Annotated in this window: 14 protein-coding genes; 6 read left to right on the top strand and 8 right to left on the bottom strand. The window is 67.5% G+C overall.

The annotated features are described in order from the left end of the window. Positions 1-292: 292 nt before the first annotated feature. From kch to L540_RS20635, 7 genes are all read right to left on the bottom strand, one after another. Complete coding sequence (kch, locus tag L540_RS20665; RefSeq protein WP_043206788.1) at positions 293-1,459, bottom strand: voltage-gated potassium channel protein; 1,167 nt, start codon at positions 1,457-1,459, stop codon at positions 293-295. A gap of 71 nt (positions 1,460-1,530) precedes the next feature. Then, entirely contained in the window at positions 1,531-3,879 is a 2,349-nt protein-coding gene (locus L540_RS20660; protein ID WP_043206790.1) for a TonB-dependent siderophore receptor, read from the bottom strand. A 95-nt stretch (positions 3,880-3,974) separates the two neighbouring features. Beyond that, on the bottom strand, positions 3,975-4,928 hold the full coding sequence (locus L540_RS20655) for a FecR domain-containing protein (protein ID WP_053073270.1): 954 nt from the start codon (positions 4,926-4,928) through the stop codon (positions 3,975-3,977). Next, positions 4,925-5,425, bottom strand: coding sequence for a sigma-70 family RNA polymerase sigma factor (locus L540_RS20650; protein WP_048026732.1), 501 nt, complete (start codon positions 5,423-5,425; stop codon positions 4,925-4,927). Before L540_RS20650 ends, L540_RS20655 begins: the two co-directional genes overlap by 4 nt. Before the next feature lie 99 nt (positions 5,426-5,524). Continuing rightward, positions 5,525-6,292 (bottom strand): phytanoyl-CoA dioxygenase family protein, encoded by a 768-nt coding sequence (locus L540_RS20645; RefSeq protein WP_043206794.1) that lies wholly within the window; start codon positions 6,290-6,292, stop codon positions 5,525-5,527. An 80-nt stretch (positions 6,293-6,372) separates the two neighbouring features. Next, positions 6,373-7,482: an AI-2E family transporter gene (locus L540_RS20640; RefSeq protein ID WP_043206795.1), complete on the bottom strand. Its 1,110-nt coding sequence runs from the start codon at positions 7,480-7,482 to the stop codon at positions 6,373-6,375. 91 nt (positions 7,483-7,573) lie between these two features. Next, positions 7,574-8,596, bottom strand: a complete 1,023-nt coding sequence (locus L540_RS20635; RefSeq protein WP_043206797.1) for a LysR family transcriptional regulator — start codon at positions 8,594-8,596, stop codon at positions 7,574-7,576. Positions 8,597-8,841: 245 nt separating this feature from the next. On the opposite strand from L540_RS20635, the gene L540_RS20630 reads away from it, so the two are divergent. The 6 genes from L540_RS20630 to L540_RS20605 all read left to right on the top strand — a co-directional run bounded on the left by L540_RS20630 (position 8,842) and on the right by L540_RS20605 (position 17,340). Further along, positions 8,842-10,029 carry an efflux RND transporter periplasmic adaptor subunit gene (locus L540_RS20630; RefSeq protein WP_043206799.1) on the top strand — a complete coding sequence of 396 codons (1,188 nt, stop codon included), beginning with the start codon at positions 8,842-8,844 and terminating at the stop codon, positions 10,027-10,029. A 25-nt stretch (positions 10,030-10,054) separates the two neighbouring features. Beyond that, on the top strand, positions 10,055-13,240 hold the full coding sequence (locus tag L540_RS20625; protein WP_043206802.1) for an efflux RND transporter permease subunit: 3,186 nt from the start codon (positions 10,055-10,057) through the stop codon (positions 13,238-13,240). Between the two features lie 14 nt (positions 13,241-13,254). Continuing rightward, entirely contained in the window at positions 13,255-14,733 is a 1,479-nt protein-coding gene (locus L540_RS20620; protein WP_043206806.1) for an efflux transporter outer membrane subunit, read from the top strand. Between the two features lie 52 nt (positions 14,734-14,785). Then, positions 14,786-15,316 (top strand): RNA 2',3'-cyclic phosphodiesterase, encoded by a 531-nt coding sequence (gene thpR, locus L540_RS20615; protein WP_043206807.1) that lies wholly within the window; start codon positions 14,786-14,788, stop codon positions 15,314-15,316. Between the two features lie 61 nt (positions 15,317-15,377). After that, on the top strand, positions 15,378-15,938 hold the full coding sequence (locus tag L540_RS20610) for a 5'-3'-deoxyribonucleotidase (protein ID WP_043206809.1): 561 nt from the start codon (positions 15,378-15,380) through the stop codon (positions 15,936-15,938). A 64-nt stretch (positions 15,939-16,002) separates the two neighbouring features. Further along, complete coding sequence (locus tag L540_RS20605) at positions 16,003-17,340, top strand: NAD(P)H-dependent oxidoreductase (protein ID WP_043206811.1); 1,338 nt, start codon at positions 16,003-16,005, stop codon at positions 17,338-17,340. Here the strand turns inward: L540_RS20605 and L540_RS20600 are convergent. After that, a complete protein-coding gene (locus tag L540_RS20600; protein WP_043206812.1) occupies positions 17,337-17,885 on the bottom strand; it encodes a fimbrial protein in 549 nt (182 codons plus the stop codon). The genes L540_RS20605 and L540_RS20600 overlap by 4 nt on opposite strands. Between the last annotated feature and the right edge of the window lie 79 nt (positions 17,886-17,964).

The following is a 17,964-nucleotide window of genomic DNA, read 5'->3' as shown; positions in this document are numbered from 1 at the left end:
CTCACGGATTGCGGATTGCGGATTGCGGATTGCGGATTGCGGATTGCGGATTGCGTTCATTGTCTTGTTTCCCGATACGACGCCAGGAGTGTGCCGTGGCGGCCTTGTGGGATGAAGTGCGAAATCACGTAGCGCGTTTCCTTGCCCCGCGCCTGTCGTAGCGCAGCCGCCGCCCCGCCCCCGACACACAGAATCAGATCGAACCCCAACAGGGAGGTCTTGCCGCCGCACCCGCGGCAGGGCTTGAACCCGGATCTGGTCGCGCTTTTCCCGCCGGATCTGCCCCGACTAATCAAGCCCGCTTGTCGTTCGTAAACAGGCTGTCGACGAAGTCCTGGTCGATTTTCTGGCCGCTCAGGGTGCGCGCCAGCAGCTCGCCCACCAGCTGTTGCAGCGAGAAGACGATGTCGGGCTGCACGCGCCTGAGCTTGGCCAGGTGTTCGGGCGTGTTGGCGACGGCCACGGTTTTGGTGGACGGCCCGCCGACGTCCTTGGCGGCCAGGACGATGAAAGCGTTTTCGGCATCGTCGCTGCGCAGGGCAAGCACGTAGCGCGCCTTGGGCGCGCCCGCTTCGAGCAGCACGGCCGAAGTCGTGGCGTCGCCCACGATGAGGTCGGCGTCGTCGGGATAGTTGTGGGGCTGGTTCTCGGGCACGATGACCGTGACGGGATAGCCGTGCTCGCGCAGCACGGGATAGACCGCGGCGGCCAGGGAGGAGGCGCCGGCCAGGATGATGTGATCGTGACGCATGGCGTGTGCAATCCTGCCTTTGATGAGTCGTTTGACGTTGCCGCCGATCACGGGACCGGCGATCGCGCTGATGGAGGTGGCAAAGACGGTGATGCCCAGGATGATGATGGACAGGGTGAAGTAGCGCGCGGCATCGCTGCGCGGGACGATGTCGCCAAAGCCCACGGTGGACATGGTCACGACCGAGAAGTAGACGGCGGCCGGCATGCCTTCGATGGGCGGGCCGAATTCACGGCCCAGGTAGAGGCTGCCGAAGATGGCATAGCCCAGCAATGAGCAGATGGCGATGACGGTGAATAGGCTGCCGGCGGCCAGGCTGGCGCGGTCGAAGACCGGCCAGGCCGCCAGGAGCAGCACGAAGACCAGCAGGTTGTAGATTTCCAGCAGATGGCTTGCGCTGCCGAGAAAACCCAGCACGCCGACCAGCACCAGCATGAGCAGCGAAAACGCCCAGGCGATGCGGGCCCGCAGCAAGAGGCCGGGCGCCATGCAGATCAGGCCCAGGCCGAGCAGCGCGCGCGGCGCATCCAGCAAGCCCACCGCGTCGATGGCTTCGCGCCAGGAGTCAAAGCCCGAGAAGAAGGCGAAATCGGGCCGGCCGGCGTGCTCGAAGACGGAGACCAGATGCAGATAGCCGCCGAAGGCGACCGCGATCGCCAACAGCAGGTGGACGGAGCGCGCGAGCAGGGAAGACAGCTTGGCGGGCATGGACGGAATGCGGGTGGCCAGGGCGGTTTGAGTGTATCAGCGCCCGCCAGGCCGCGGACGCCGCCCCGCGATCAAAACCGGTACTTCACCCGTCCGATCACCGAGCGCCTGTTGCCCGGGTAGCAGTCCGTCAGGTCCGAGCAGGTGGCGAGGTAGTCCTTGTCGAACAGATTGGTGGCGTTGACCGAGAAGGTGAGCTGCTTGTCATAGGTGTACGACAGGCCGGCATCGACCAGGGTGTGGGCGTCGATCTTCAGGGTATTGCGGTTGTCGCCATAGGTCGCCCCCACGTAGCGCAGGCCCGCTCCGATCGACAGGCCGGCCAGCGCGCTGTCGCCGAAGGTGTAGTTCAGCCAGCCCGAGGCGCTGTGTTCGGGCACGAGCGCGGGCCGCTTGCCCTTGGAGCCGTCGTTGGCCTGGGTGATTTCGGCGTCGATATAGGTATAAGAGCCGGTGAAATCCCAGCCCGCGCCCAGGCTGAACTTGCCTTCGAGCTCCACCCCGCGCGACCGCATCTCGCCGGCGGCGATGGCGAAGCCCGGATTGCTCAAGTCGTTGGTGAGGACATTGGTCTTGCGGATGTCGAAGACGGCGAGGGTGTAGAGGGCGCGGCTGCCCACGGGCTGGTATTTGACGCCCGCCTCCCATTGGCGTCCCTGCGAGGGCGCGAAGGTGTCGCCGGCGGCCGAGACGCCGGCATTGGGCAGGAAGGACTGCGAATAGCTGACATAGGGCGCCAGGCCATTGTCGAAGACGTAGTTCAGGCCCGCGCGGCCGCTGAAGCGCTCGCCCTCCTGCCGGCTGTCCTTGCGGGTCAGGCGGTTTTCGAGTTTCTGTTCGTACCAGTCATAGCGCCCGCCCAGCGTCAGCATCCAACGCTCGGCGATCTTGACCTGGTCTTGCAGATACAGGCCGGTCTGGTAGTTGCGCTCCAGGCCATCGTAGATGGGCGTGGCGGGCGTGGGCACGGGAACGCCATAGACCGGGTTGTCGGGATTGAGCGCCGGCGCGGGGCCGGTGTCGCGGCGGGCGTCGGCGTGCACCCGGCTGTAGTCCAGACCCAGCAGCACCGTGTGCGCCAGCGGCCCGGTGCGGAAATCGGCCTGCAGCTGGTTGTCCAGCGCCAGGTTGGCCATGGTCTCTTCGAAGCGGCGCGCCACGCGCTGGATGCCGGTGGGCCCGATGCCGGAGAGCAGGATGTTGTCCAGGATGGCGTTGACCTGGCCATAGCGCAGGCTTTGGCGCGCCTGGAAGGTGTCGTTGAAACGATGCTCGAACTGATAGCCGATGGATTTCTGGTCCTGGTCGAAGCGGTTGAAGTCCGGATCGCCGTTGCGCAGGCCGGTGGGCTTGCCATGGATGGTCACCGTGCCTATGGTGCCGCCGCTGCGGTCGCGCAGAACGTCCGCCATCAGGGTGAAGCGCGTGTCGGCCGTAGGCGCCCAGGTGATGGATGGCGCGGCGTAGAGACGGTCATCGCCGATGCGGTCGCCGTTGGGATAGCTGAATTGCGTGTTGGCGTCGCGCGCCACGCCGATCAGGCGGTACATCAGCGTGCCGTCCTGGTTGATGGGGCCGGTCAGGTCGACGGCGGCCTGTTTGCGCTGGAAGCTGCCGTACTCCAGCTCCGCTTCGTATTGCGGCGTGGCCTGCGGCAGCTTGCTGACGCGGTTGATGACGCCGCCGGCGTCGCCCTGGCCATAGAGCACAGACGAAGGCCCGCGCAGCACTTCGATGCGTTCGAGCGCATAGGGCTCGGAACGGAACAAGGTATAGCCCGAGCCGCCCTGGCGCAGGCCGTCCTTGTAGTCGCTGGAAGACTGCGCATTAAAGCCCCGTATCATCACCCAGTCAAAGCCCTTGGGATCGATGCCGTAGGTCTCGACGGTGACGCCCGGCACATAGCGCAACACCTCGGTGACGCTCTGCGCGTTCTGGGCTTCCATCTGGCGGCGCGTGACCACGGAGATCGATTGCGGCACCTCCAGGATGGCGGTGTCGGTCTTGGTGCCGGCGCGGCTGGTCTCGGCCACATAGCTGTTGTCGGCGGCGCTGGCGCCGCTGACGCTGACCGGCGCCAGCGTGGCGACGTCACCGGCCGGCGCGCGGCGCAGCACATAGCCGGCGCCCTGGGGCCGCGCCGCCAGGCCCGAACCCGACAGGATCGCGGCAAAGCCCTCGGCCAAGCCATAACTGCCGCGCAGGCCGGCGCTCTGGCGGCCCGCGGTCAGCGCGCCGTCCACGGCCAGCATGACGCCGGCATCCTGGGCATAGCGGTTGAGCACCTGATCCATCGGGCCGGCCGCGATGTCATAGCGGCGCAGCTGGGCCGCGGCCTCGGCGGCCTGGGCATCGCGGGGCGGCGCCACGGTGCTGGCCAGGGCCAGGACCAGCGCGGCGGAAAGGGCGGAGACGTGCATGCGGGAGATCCTCTTGGAGCATAACGTTGCGGGTTATGCAGGTATCCCGAATGAGCCGCGCAAAGTGCTACGCGGGATCGCCATGTTTTTTGTAACTAGGCCGGGCCGACGCTGACCCAATAGCGCGTCAGGCGCGAAACCCGCAGCGGCAAGGCGGTTTGCAGGGCGGCCAGGATGCGGTCGGTGTCGTCCAGCGGATAAACGCCCGAGACGATCAGGCCGGCCACTTCGGGCTCGCAGCGCAGCAGGCCCGGCCGGTGGCGCGCCACGTCGGCCAGGAAGTCCTCCAGGCGCATGCGGTCGGCCACCAGCAGCCCCTGCACCCAGTCGGCGGGACGGGCGGGCCCGGGCCGCCCGGCGCCGCCGGCATCGAAAACCGCGCCCTCGCCCGCCTGCAGGCGCATGGCCTCGGCCGCGTCGGGGCGGATTTCGACGGCGCCCTCGTACACTTGCACGGACACCTGGCGCGGCTGGCGCCAGACGCTGTAGCGCGTGCCCAGGGCGCGCACCTCGCCCAGGTCGGTGCGCACCAGAAAGGGCCGCCCTGCCGCCGCGGGCGCATGCCCGGTCTCGATATAGATTTCGCCGCGCCTCAGGAGGATGCGCCGCGCGCCGGCGTCGTAATCGACGTCGATGGCGCTGTCGGAGTTCAAGGTGATGCGCGTGCCGTCATCGAGCGCGATTTCGCGCCGCTGCCCGGTGGCGCTGCGATAAGCCGCGGCATAGACGGGTATCTCGCGCCAGGCCAGGCCCACCGCGCCCATGCCGGCGCCCGCGGCCAGGGCCAGCCCCATCAGGCGCAAGGCCTTGCGCCGGGCGCGCTGGCGGCCGCTGGCGGCCAGCGCGCGCATCGCTGGCGCGGGCGGCACGTCCAGCAGGCGGGCGTCCATATGCCGCAGGCGCTGCCAGGCGCGCTCGTGGTCGGGATGCGCGCCGCGCCAGCGCCGCAGGGCGGCCTGGTCGGCCTCGCTGGCCTCGCCCGACCACATCCGCACCAGCCACTGCAGACCCTGGGCGAGCACGGCCTTGGGAATGTCGGCGCCGCTCACAGCCACTCCAGGCAGACCTGGGCGGCGCGCAGCATGTGCTTGCGCACCAGCGCCACGGAGATCCCCAGCCGCTGCGCGATGCGGGAATAGGTCAGCCCCTCGAAGCGCGAGAGGATGAAGGTTTCGCGCGCCTTGGCCGGCAGGCTGTCCAGCGCGGCATCGATGGCGACCAGGGTTTGCAGGGCCTGGGCCCGCGCCTCGGCCGAGGGCATATGGTTTTCAGGCAATTGCGCCAGCGCATCCAGGTAGGCGCGCTCCAGCGCGCGCCGGCGATGCAGGTCGATCACCAGGCCGCGCGCGATCTGCATCAAGAAAGCCCTGTCCTGCCCCTCGGCCGGCAGGCGGCCGCTGACCATCAAGCGCTCATAGGCATCATGCGACAGGTCGGCCGCATCGTGCGCGCAGCCCAGGCGGCGGCGCAGCCACGCAACCAGCCAACCATGATGGTTCCGATACAGCGCATCCAAAGAAGGATGCGGCTGCTTGATCGCCGACACACGCCCACCGCCTTAGGAACTGGAAAGGCAGTAATGATAATGGTTATCAATTAAACAGCCTAGCCGCGGGCGGCGGGGTGTGGCGATTTTGCAGCAGGGTCAGCCCAGGGGGACGCCCGGGCGCGAGGCCGACCGGCTGCCGGGCAGCGGATGGCAATCCTCGGGATAGTAGGTGTGCACCAGGGAAAGCTTGACCGCCTGGCTGCGGTTCTGCTGCGCCGCGTGCAGCGTGCGGCAATGGAAGAACACCACGTCGCCGGCGGCCAGCTCGGGGCTTACGGCGCGGGCGATCCACTCCTGGTTGGCGGGCAGGTCGTCGCGGAAGAATTTCTGCCCGTCGAAGCGCTCGGCCTCATAGGCCGCGGCGTGCGAGCCGGGCAGGAAAAACAGCCCGCCGTTGGCTGGCGTCTCCGGACCCAGGGCCAGCCAACAGGAGACCAGGTCCTGCTCCGAGAACGACCAATAGCGGATGTCCTGGTGCCAGCCGGTCAGGCTGCCGTACATCGGATGCTTGGTCATGATGCAGTTGTGGTGCACCGTGGACAGCACCGGCGCGCGGCCCCCGTAATAGGCGCGCAGGACCTCGGCCAAGGCGGGCTGCGTGGCCCATTGCCGGAACCGCGGTCCCCGGCCGTAGGCGTCGAGCAGGCGGCGCACGGTCAGGCCGCCGGCGGCGTCGCGCGAGGCGGGCGCGCCGGGGTATTTCAGGTCGGCTTCGTACTCAATGGGGGCAATGGCGTGTTCCAGATCGTGCAAGGCGGCGGCGCGCAGGGCCTGGACATCGGAAGGCGAGGCAAAGTTGCGGGCGACCACGAAACCCTGTTGGCGCAGGGTTGCGACCAGGTCGGCAACCGAAGGGGTGGACATTTTTCCTCTCTACGGGCAAAGGTGGCTTACGGTGAAACCGCTGCCTGAGCGGCCTCAGGGCAAGCATACTCCTGCCCGGATCAGTCTGCCGGCCCGGGCCCGCGCTCGGCCGGCAGGCCGCGCTCCAGGTCGCGCTCGCGTTCGGTATTGCGCACCCATTCGCGCCAGATCGCCACCAGCAGCGCCATCAATACCGGGCCGACGAACAGGCCCACGATGCCCATGGTCTTGACCCCGCCCACCAGGCCGAAGAAGGTCGGCAGAAAAGGCAGCTTGACCGGCCCGCCCACCAGCCTGGGGCGCAGGGTCTTGTCCACGATGAACAGTTCGACCGTGCCCCAGATGAACAGGCCCAGGCCCGCCACGAGATGGTTGGAGCCGATGAGGTAGAGCGAGACCAGGGTGAAGGACAGCGGCGCGCCGCCCGGGATCAGGGCCATGAAGCCGGTGATCACGCCCAGCAGCACGGGCGAGGGCACGCCGGCGATCCAATAGGCCAGGCCCAGCACCACGCCCTCGCCCAGCGCGATCAGGCACATACCGGTGACGGTGGAGCTGACGGTGGCCGGCACCACGCGCGAAAAGCGCTTCCAGCGCGCCGGCAGCACGCGCTCGCCCAGCACATCCAGCTGCGAGACCATGCGGCTGCCGTCCTTGTAGACGAAGAACAGCGTGATCAGCATGAAGAGCAGGGTCAGCAGCCACTGGAACACATTGCCGGTGGCCGACAGGGCCATGCGGTAGATGTTGCCCAGGTGTTCGCCGCTGACCATCTCCACCAGCGCGCCCAGGGCATGGGGTTCGCCCAGATAGGTGGACCAATAAACCGACAGCCGCTCGCCCACCACGGGCAGGGAAGAAATCCAGAGCGGCACTTCCACGCCGTGTTTGTTGGCGGCCAGGGCCCAGCCGAAGAAATTGCTGGCTTCCTTGAAGGCATAGGTCAACGCCAGCGACAGCGGCACGACCAGCACCAGGATGACGGTGCACAAGGCCAGCGTGGCCGCCAACGCATTGCGCCCCTTGCAAAAGACGACCACCCGCTCATAGAGCGGCCATGTGGCCAGGCCGATGATGAGCGCCGCCAGGGCGGGCACCAGAAAGCCTGAAAGAAAGTAGATTCCCGCCGCAACGACCAGCAGCAGCAGCCAACGGGCGATGAGGTAGGCGGGAAAGACAGGCTGCTGCATAGGCGGGGCGGCTCTCTGGTATTGCGGTGAAGACCCTCGCAATATACCTAGTTTTTACGCCCCGTCCCCGACATAAGGGATAGCCCGCAGACTACATGATGAACTCGGGCACATCCTGCGGCACCCTGCGCCGCGCGGCGTGTTCGCCGGCCGGCAGGAGCGTGGGCTGCTCGATGCCGCAGTTGTACATGCCGGCATCCTTCTCGTCGCGGCCGGACAAAAGCGGGCAGCGCGCAAACAAGTCCGCCACCCAATCGGAGAAGACGCGCACCTTGGGCGAGAGCTGGCGGTTCTGCAGATACAGCAGCGAAATGGGCAGGGGCTTGGGCTTCCATTGCGGCAGCACTTCGACCAGGTCGCCCGATTGCAGATGGGGCAGCGCCATGTAGCGCGCGGTCTGGATCAGGCCGAAGCCCTGCAGGCCGCAGGTCAGGTGCGCGCCCCAGTCATTGACCGAGACCGAACTGGGCACGTCCACCAATTGCTCTTTGCCGTCGACCACGAAGGCCCAGGCGCAATTGCGCCCGACGGAAGAAAAGTAATGCACCGCCTGGTGGCTTTCCAGATCTTGCAGGGACCCGGGCATGCCGCGGCGTTCAAGGTAGGACGGCGCGGCGCACGTCAGGGTCTGGAAGGTGCCGATGCGGCGCGCCACCAGGCTGGAATCCTCCAGCTCGCCGCCGCGGATGACGCAGTCCACGGCTTCCTGGACCAGGTCCACGCGGCGGTCGCCCATGCCGATCACCAGTTCGACATCCGGGTAGCGGGTGTGGAACTCGCACAAGGCGGGGATGAGGATGAGCTGGCCGATCGACGCCGGCACGTCGATGCGCAAACGCCCCTGCGGACGCAGGGCCGCGTCCTGGAAACAGGCCTCGGTCTCCTCGACCTCGGCCAGGATGCGCGTGGCGTGCTTGTAGTACGCGGCGCCGTCGGGCGTGAGGCTGATGCGCCGCGTGGTGCGGTTCAGCAGGCGCACGCCCAGGTGGCGCTCCAGATTCTGGATGATGGTGGTGACCGTTGTGCGGGGCAGCGTCAGGCTGTCCGCCGCCCGCGTGAAACTGTTGGCTTCCACCACGCGGACGAAGACCTGCATGGCTTGGAAACGATCCATGTTCCTGTCCTATCAATGAGTTGTCCGCCTAGGATACCGCGGATCCGGCCGTGATTGTACGCCTGGAACGAACAGTATTGCCGAACAAGCATTGTTTATCCTGACCGACGAAAAGCTCAGAATCGCCTCATCTGTATCGGCCCGCCGGATTTTCCCGCGATACCGCAGCGCAGCATTTCCTGCCCCGCGGCCCCCCTCTCCCCGGCCCGCCCGATCCTTCCCCAATATTCGTTCAAGGAAACACCATGACGCCTTCGCGCCATCGCATTGCAGTCCTGTCGATTGCCGCCGCCCTCCTGGCCGCGGGCGCGGGCTATGCCTTGCTGCCCTCCTCGCCCAATGCGGCCCATGCCCAGGGCCAGCCGGCCGCCGCGCCCGTGGACGTCGCCCCCGCGCTGGGGCGCACCATCGTGGATTGGCAACGTTACTCCGGGCGCCTGGAAGCGATCGACCGGGTCGATATCCGCCCCCTGGTCCCGGGCACGCTGACCGAAGTCCATTTCCAGGACGGGGCGCTCGTCAAGAAGGGCGACGTGCTGTTCACCATCGACCCGCGTCCCTATGTCGCCGAGGTCGATCGCGCCACCGCCCAGCTGGCCGCGGCCCAGGCCCGCGCCGCCTATACCGCCAGCGACCTGGCGCGCGGCCAGCGCCTGCTGGGCGAGAACGCCATCGCCAAGCGCGACTTCGAGGAAAAGCAGAATGCCGCGCGCGAAGCCGCGGCCAATCTGCAGGCCGCCCGCGCCGCGCTTGAATCGGCCCGCCTCAACCTGGGCTACACCCGCATCACCGCGCCGGTGGACGGCCGGGTCTCGCGCGCCGAAGTGACGGTGGGCAATGTGGTCAACGCCGGCGCGCAGTCGGTGCCGCTCACCACCCTGGTGTCGGTATCGCGCATGTACGCCTCCTTCGATGTCGACGAGCAGACCTTCCTGAAGTACGTCAATCCCTCGCGCACCACCGGCACCGACGTGCCGGTGCAGCTGGGCCTGGCCAACGAAGAAGGCTATTCGCGCGAAGGCCAGGTGCAGTATGTCGATAACCGCCTGGACACCACCTCCGGCACCATCCGCGTGCGCGCCGTGTTCGACAACCGCGACGGCAGCCTGGTGCCCGGCCTCTACGCCCGCGTGCGCCTGGGCGGCGGCGCGCCGCGCGAGGCCGTGCTGGTCGACGAGAAGGCCATCGGCACCGACCAGAACAAGCGCTACGTGCTGGTGCTGGACGACAAGAACCACGCCGCCTATCGCGAAGTGACGCTGGGCGCCAACGTGGGCCCGCTGCGCGTGGTCGAAAAAGGCCTGGAGGCCGGCGAGCGCATCGTGGTCAACGGGCTGCAACGGGTGCGCCCGGGCGCCGTGGTCGCCCCCAATGTCGTGTCCATGGACACGGCGCCTCAGGCCGTCAAGACGGCTTCGGCGGCGCTGCAATAAAGAACAACAAGGCCCGGAGCCTCACATGAATATCTCCAAGTTCTTCATCGACCGGCCCATCTTCGCGGGCGTGCTGTCGGTGCTGATCCTGCTGGGCGGCCTGCTGGCCATGTTCCAGCTGCCGATCGCCGAATATCCGGAAGTGGTGCCGCCTTCGGTGGTGGTGCGCGCCCAATACCCGGGCGCCAACCCCAAGGTCATCGCCGAAACCGTGGCCTCGCCGCTGGAAGAAGCCATCAACGGCGTCGAGGACATGATCTACATGCAGTCGCAGGCCAATAGCGACGGCAACCTCACGCTGACGGTGAACTTCAAGCTGGGCGTGGATCCCGACAAGGCGCAGCAACTGGTGCAAAACCGGGTCTCGCAGGCCCTGCCGCGCCTGCCGCCGGACGTCCAGCGCCTGGGCGTGACCACGGTCAAGAGCTCGCCCACGCTGACGCTGGTGGTGCATCTGCTCTCGCCCAACGACCGCTACGACATCACTTATCTGCGCAACTACGCCATCATCAACATCAAGGATCGCCTGTCGCGCATCAACGGCGTGGGCGAGGTGACGGTGTGGGGCTCGGGCAACTACTCCATGCGCGTCTGGCTGGACCCGCAGAAGGTCGCCCAGCGCGGCATGACGGCCAGCGAGGTCGTCAATGCCATCCGCGAACAGAACGTGCAGGTCGCCGCCGGCGTGATCGGCGCCTCGCCGACCGTGGGCGACGTGCCGCTGCAGCTCAACGTCAACGCGCGCGGCCGCCTGCAGACCGAGGAAGAATTCCGCGACATCATCCTCAAGACCTCTCCCGACGGCGGCGTGACGCTGCTGGGCGACGTGGCCCGCGTGGAACTCGATGCCCAGGAGTACGGCCTGCGCTCGCTGCTGGACAACAAGTCGGCCGTGGGCATGGGCATCATGCAGTCGCCGGGCTCCAATGCGCTGGACGTCGCCACCAACGTGCGCAACGCCATGAAGGAGCTGTCGCAAGACTTCCCGCCGGGCGTGGAATACCGCATCGAGTATGACCCCACGCAGTTCGTGCGCTCCAGCATCGAGGCCGTGATCCACACCTTGCTCGAAGCCATCGCGCTGGTGGTGCTGGTGGTCATTCTCTTCCTGCAGACCTGGCGCGCCTCCATCATTCCGCTGCTGGCGGTGCCGGTGTCCATCATCGGCACCTTCTCGCTGCTCTTGATGTTCGGCTATTCCATCAACGCCCTGTCGCTGTTCGGCATGGTGCTGGCCATCGGCATCGTGGTCGATGACGCCATCGTGGTGGTGGAAAACGTCGAGCGCAATATCGCGGCCGGGCTGACGCCGCGCGAGGCCACCTACCGCGCCATGCGCGAGGTGAGCGGGCCCATCATCGCCATCGCCCTGACGCTGTGCGCGGTGTTCGTGCCGCTGGCCTTCATGACCGGGCTGTCGGGCCAGTTCTACAAGCAGTTCGCCATGACCATCGCCATCTCGACGGTGATCTCGGCCTTCAACTCGCTCACGCTCTCGCCCGCCCTCTCGGCCCTGCTGCTGCGCAGCCACCATGACAAGCCCGACTGGCTCACGCGCCAGATGAACCGCTTCCTGGGCCGCTTCTTCGCCGCCTTCAACCGCATGTTCGGGCGCGCCTCCGAGCGCTATGCCGTCAACGTGCAGGGCGTCATCCGGCACAAGAGCAAGGCGCTGGGCGTCTACGTCGTCCTGTTGGCGCTGACGGTGGGGATCTCCTATCTGGTGCCCGGCGGTTTCGTGCCCGCCCAGGACAAGCAGTACCTGATCGGCTTTGCCCAACTGCCCAATGGCGCCTCGCTGGACCGCACCGACGCGGTGATCCGCCGCATGTCGGACATCGCGCTGGCCGAGCCCGGCGTGCAAAGCGCCATCGCCTTTCCGGGCCTGTCGATCAACGGTTTTACCAACAGCTCCAGCGCCGGCATCGTGTTCGTCACGCTCAAGCCCTTTGCCGAACGCAAGTCGGCGGCGCTGTCGGGCAACGCGATCGCGGCCAACCTGAACCAGAAGTTCGGCGTCATCAAGGACTCTTTCGTGGCCGTCTTCCCGCCGCCGCCCGTGCTCGGCCTGGGCACGCTGGGCGGCTTCAAGCTGCAGATCGAAGACCGGGGCGCCATGGGCTATGCCGAGCTGGACCGCGCCGCGCAGGCCTTCCTCGCCCGCGCCGCGCAAACGCCCGAGCTGGGCCCGTCGTTCTCCAGCTACCAGATCAATGTCCCGCAGCTGGACGTGGACCTGGACCGCGTCAAGGCCAAGCAGCTGGGCGTGCCCGTGACCGAGGTCTTCGACACCATGCAGATCTATCTGGGCTCCATGTATGTCAATGACTTCAACCGCTTTGGCCGCGTCTTCCAGGTGCGGGCTCAGGCCGATGCGCCCTTCCGCGCCCATCCGGACGACATCCTGCAGCTCAAGACCCGCAACGCCGCCGGCGATATGGTGCCGCTGTCCTCGCTGGTGACGCTCAAGCAGACCTTCGGCCCGGAGATGGTGGTCCGCTACAACGGCTACACGGCCGCCGACATCAATGGCGGTCCGGCGCCGGGCTATTCCACCAACCAGGCCCAGGCCGCGGCCGAGCGCATTGCCGCCGAGGTGCTGCCGCGCGGCATGAAGATGGAGTGGACCGACCTGACCTACCAGCAGATCCTGGCCGGCAATGCCGGGCTGTGGGTCTTCCCCATCTCCGTGCTGCTGGTCTTCCTGGTGCTGGCCGCGCTCTATGAGAGCCTGACCCTGCCGCTGGCCGTCATCCTGATCGTGCCCATGAGCATCCTGGCCGCCTTGACCGGCGTCTGGCTCACCGGCGGCGACAACAATATCTTCACGCAGATCGGTTTCATGGTGCTGGTGGGGCTGTCGGCCAAGAACGCGATCCTGATCGTGGAGTTCGCCCGCGAGCTGGAGATCCAGGGCGCCACGCCGCTTGAGGCCGCCATCGAAGCCAGCCGCCTGCGCCTGCGCCCCATCCTGATGACCTCCATCGCCTTCATCATGGGCGTGGTGCCGCTGGTGCTGTCCTCGGGCGCCGGCGCCGAAATGCGCCATGCCATGGGCGTGGCCGTGTTCTTCGGCATGCTGGGCGTGACGCTCTTCGGCCTGTTCCTGACGCCGGTCTTTTATGTGGTCCTGCGCACGCTGAGCAAGCGCAAGCTGCACTCGGCCTCGCATCACGAAGCGCCGGTGACCACGCCCCACCTCGAACATTGAGCCCGGAAATCATCATGACAACACGCATTGCTCGCATATCCGGCCTGCTCGCCGCGCTTCTGGTGCTGGCAGGCTGCGCGGTGGGCCCCGACTACCAGAAACCCGCCGCCGCCACGCCCGCCCAATACAAGGAGGCCGCGCCCGCTCTCGCCGCGCACGAGGCTGGCAGCTGGAAACCCGCCCAGCCCTCGGAAGAGGCGCTGCGCGGTGAATGGTGGAAGGTCTTCGGCGACCCGGGACTGAACACGCTGCAGGAAGAGGCCCTGGCCGCCAACCAGAACCTCAAGGCCGCCGCCGCCCGCCTGGAACAGGCCCGCGCCCTGCAGCGCGACGCCCGCTCGGATTTCTTCCCCAAGGTGGACGCCGGCTTCGGCCCGACGCGCCAACGGCCTTCGCCCGCCTCCCAGGGCCTGCCCGACAACGCCTCGAGCAGCCCGTCCACGCTCTGGCGCGCGCAGGCCAGCGTCGCCTATGAGGCCGACCTCTTCGGCCGCGTCGCCGGCACGGTGGACGCCGCCACGGCCGACGCCCAGCAAAGCGAAGCGCTCTACCGCTCCGTGCTGCTGGCCTTGCAGGCCGATGTGGCATCCACCTATTTCCTGGTGCGCGAGCGCGACGCCGAGTCCCAGCTCTACCGCCAGACGGTGGCCCTGCGCGAAGAAACCCTGCAGCTCATCCAGCGCCGCTTTGACGCCGGCGATATCAGCGAACTGGACCTGGCGCGCGCCCGGTCGGAACTGGCCCAGGCGCAATCCGAGGCGCTGGGCGTGGACCGCCAGCGCGCCACGGCCGAACACGCCCTGGCCGTGCTGCTGGGCAAGACGCCGGCCGAGTTCACCATGCCGCCGCAGCCGCTGGCGCCGGTCGCCATCGCCGTGCCGGCCGGGCTGCCCTCGGCCTTGCTGGAGCGCCGCCCCGACATCGCCGCGGCCGAGCGCGCCATGGCCGCGGCCAATGCGCGCGTCGGCGTGGCCAAGGCGGCCTTCTTTCCGCGCCTGGATATCACCGGCGCGCTGGGCTATGAATCCTCGGAGCTGAGCAATCTCTTCCAATGGTCGTCGCGCACCTTCCTGCTCGGCCCGCTGGTGGGCGCGGCCCTGTCGCTGCCCATCTTCGATGGCGGACGCCGCCAGGCCGGCGTGGATCGCGCCCGCGCGGTCTACGAGGAAGACGTGGCGCAATACCGCCAGACCGTGCTGACCGCCTTTCGCGAGGTGGAAGACAACCTGGCCAATCTGCGCATCCTGGGCGACCAGACGCGCGCCCAGGGCGAGGCGGTCGATGCCTCCGCCCGCGCCGCGCGCATCTCGCATGCCCAGTACCGCGAAGGCTCCATCAGCTACCTGGACGTGATCGAGGCCGACCGCACCGTCCTGGCGCAGCGCCGCGTCTCGGTCCAGCTCACCGGTGAGCAGGCCCGCTCCACGGTGGAGCTGATCCGCGCCCTGGGCGGCGGCTGGGAGCTGCCGCCTCCGGCCGTGGCCGCGCGCTGACACAGGTTTCGCCCTCTTGGGACTCCCCATGCCATCGGGTCATAATCGGCCCATGGCAATCCCAAGTTACGCCGGGTCCGCCCGGCTTTTTTTCGCCTTGTGGCCCAGCGCGGCGCTGGCCGGCCAGCTGGCGGCCTGGGCCCGGCACGCCCAGCCGTATTGCGGCGGGCGCATCATGCGCGCCGACACCCTGCATATCACCCTGGCCTTTCTGGGCCCGGCCAGCCCGGCGCGGACCCGGCAGCTCATCGATTACACCCGCCAAAGCCGCATCGCCCCCGGCGAAATCCGCATTGCCCGCTATGGCAGCTTCAAGCGGCCGCGCATCATCTGGGCCGGCCCCGAGGGCCGCCATGAGGCACTGGCCGCGCTGCACGAACAGATCTGGCGCGATATCGCGCCTTTGGGCTGGATCCAGGAAGAACCGGACTTCACGCCCCATGTCACGCTGCTGCGCAAGGCCAGCGGATTCGAGCCGCCCGATCCGCCCGGCGCGCTGGACTGGCCCTACGCGCATTTCTGCCTGATGGCCTCCGAGCCCGGCGGACAATCCCGCTACCGGGAGCTGGCGCGCAGCCGCTGAACGCGCGGCCGCCGCGACGGCCGCGTGGCACAATCAGCCAACCCAACTCCTTCCCAACATCATGTTGATCCTGCTCGATCAAGACGGCGTGCTGGCCGACTTCGAACACGCCTTCATCGAGGCCTGGCGGCGGCGTCATCCCGACATCGCGCCCGTCGCCTTCGAGGATCGCCGCTCCTTCCATATCCTGGAAGACTATTCCCCGGCGCTGCGCGCCCAGGCCGAGGCCATCTATACCGAACCTGGCTTCATCCGCAACCTGCCTCCGGTGCCGGGCGCCCTGGAGGCCGTCGCCGAGCTGCTGGCGCTGGGCATGGACGTGCGCTTCTGCAGCTCGCCCCTGCGCCAGTATGACAACTGCGTGCTGGAGAAGTATCAATGGATAGAGCGCCACTTCGGGCGGGCCGCGACCGAACGCCTCATCCTGACCCGCGACAAAACCCTGGTGCAGGGCGACCTGCTGATCGATGACCGTCCCCGTATCGAGGGCGCGGCCCGCCCGCGCTGGCAGCATGTCATCTATGACGCCCCCTATAACCGCCAGGAAACCGGCCGCCTGCGCCTGAGCTGGCAGAACTGGCGCAACGTCCTGGCCGGCGCCCTCTACCAGGCCGACGCCTGAGTTCCTCATGACAGCCGATTGGGGCTATGCTCAATGGACAGCCCCCGCCAGGACAAGGTGACCCATGAATCTGCACCGCCTGCTCAAACAGCGCGAAGCCGACCAAAAGCCGCTGAAGGTGGCCTTGATCGGCACAGGGAAGTTCAGTTCCATGTTCTTGAGCCAGGTGCAGCGCACACCGGGCATGCGCCTGGTCGCGGTGGTCGAGGACAATGCCTCGCGCGCCCGCGCCGCGCTCACCCGCAGCGGCTGGCCAGCCGCCGCCCTGGGCGCGGCCAGCATCCACGAAGCCGCCCGCGGCGGCAAGGTGTTCTGCTGCGACGATGCGCTGCACGTCATTGCCGACCCCGATGTCGAAATCGTCATTGACGCCAGCGCGATGCCGGCCGAAGGCATCGCCCACACCCTGCTGTGCTGCGAATACCGCAAGGACATCGTGATGGTCAACGTGGCCGCCGATGCCCTGGCGGGCCCGCTGCTGGCGCGCCGCGCGCGCGAGGCCGGCATCATCTATTCGCTGGCCTACGGCGACCAGCCCGCCCTGATCTGCGAAATGGTGGACTGGGCCCGCGCCTGCGGCTTCGAGGTGGTGGCGGCCGGCAAAGGCACCAAATACCTCCCTGAGTTCCATACCTCCACCCCCGACACCGTGTGGCCGTATTACGGCTTTACCGACGAGATGGTGGCCGCTGGCGACTTTGACGCGCGCCTGTTCAACAGCTTTCTGGATGGCACCAAGAGCGCGCTGGAGATGGCTTGCGTCTCCAACGCCACGGGACTGACGCCCGCGCCCCAAGGCCTGCTCTACCCGCCCTGCGGCGTGGACGACCTGTCCCGCGTGCTGCGGCCGCGCGAACACGGCGGCATGCTGCACCATCGCGGCCAGGTGGAGGTCGTTTCCTCGCTGGAGCGCGATGGCCGGGCGGTGTTCCGCGACCTGCGCTGGGGCGTCTACGTCACCCTGGCCGCCGGCAGCGACTTCGTTCGCGACTCTTTCCGCGACTATGGCCTGGTGACCGACCCCTCCGGCCATTACGCGGCCATGTACAAGCCCTATCACCTCATCGGCATGGAGCTGGGCGTGAGCGTGGCCAGCATCGGCCTGCGGCGCGAACCCACCGGCAGCCCCACTGCCTGGCATGCCGACGTCATCGCCACCGCCAAGCGCGACATGGAGGCCGGCGAAATCCTCGACGGCTCCGGCGGCTATACCGTCTATGGCCGCCTGGTGCCCGCCCGCAGCTCGGTCGAGGATGCCTACCTGCCCATCGGCCTGGCCGAAGGCGCGGTGCTCAAGCACGCCGTGCGCCAGTCCCAGCCCATACGCCTGAGCGACGTCAGCTGCGATGAGGAAACCGTGGCGGCGCGCTTTCGGCGCGAGATGGAGCAGGCCTTCGCCTAGGGATAGACGATGGAGTACTGCACATAGGTCACGATCTTGCCGGCGTTGATGTTTCCAGTGCCGGTTTTGACATAGCGAGCCAGATAACGCAAGGTGGCCTCCTTGGTCATGGCGCCCTTGGTTGTGCTCAAGGCGGCCTCGGCGCCAAAGGACGATGTGCCTCCGAGCTCGATCTTCTGGCCATCGGGATTGGCCAGCTGTACGCCCAGGTTATCGACCTTCTGGGCTTCGTCCACGTCTATACCGGTAGCGACGTAGGCGTAAAGGCTGCCATTGTCGTAGTCCGTGGAGAACCCCGGTTCGAAATAGGCCTTGACGTTGCCGCTCAGGGCGGCCGGGCACTCCGTCAGCTTGATGACAAAGGGCGTGGCGCCGGCCGTATCGCCGACGCTCTTCAAGGCCGACGTCGATATCTTGGGCAAGGACACGATGATATGAACCTGCGGCTCTCGGCCATTGATCTTGCAGGTCTGGTCGATGATCTCGCCGTTGATGATGATGGTGCCGTCAACGGCATGGGCCGTGCCCAGCGTCAAGCCCAGCAAGAGGGCGAATCCCGCGCATTTAGTTGCGGTGTGCGGTGTGCGGTGTGCGGTGTGCGGTGTGCGGTGTGCGGTGTGCGGT

Source organism: Bordetella pseudohinzii (assembly GCF_000657795.2).
In the GTDB taxonomy this organism is placed as follows: Bacteria; Pseudomonadota; Gammaproteobacteria; order Burkholderiales; family Burkholderiaceae_B; genus Bordetella; species Bordetella pseudohinzii.
Note: the sequence above shows the minus strand (reverse complement) of the source record. Positions and strands in the feature narration are given on the sequence as shown.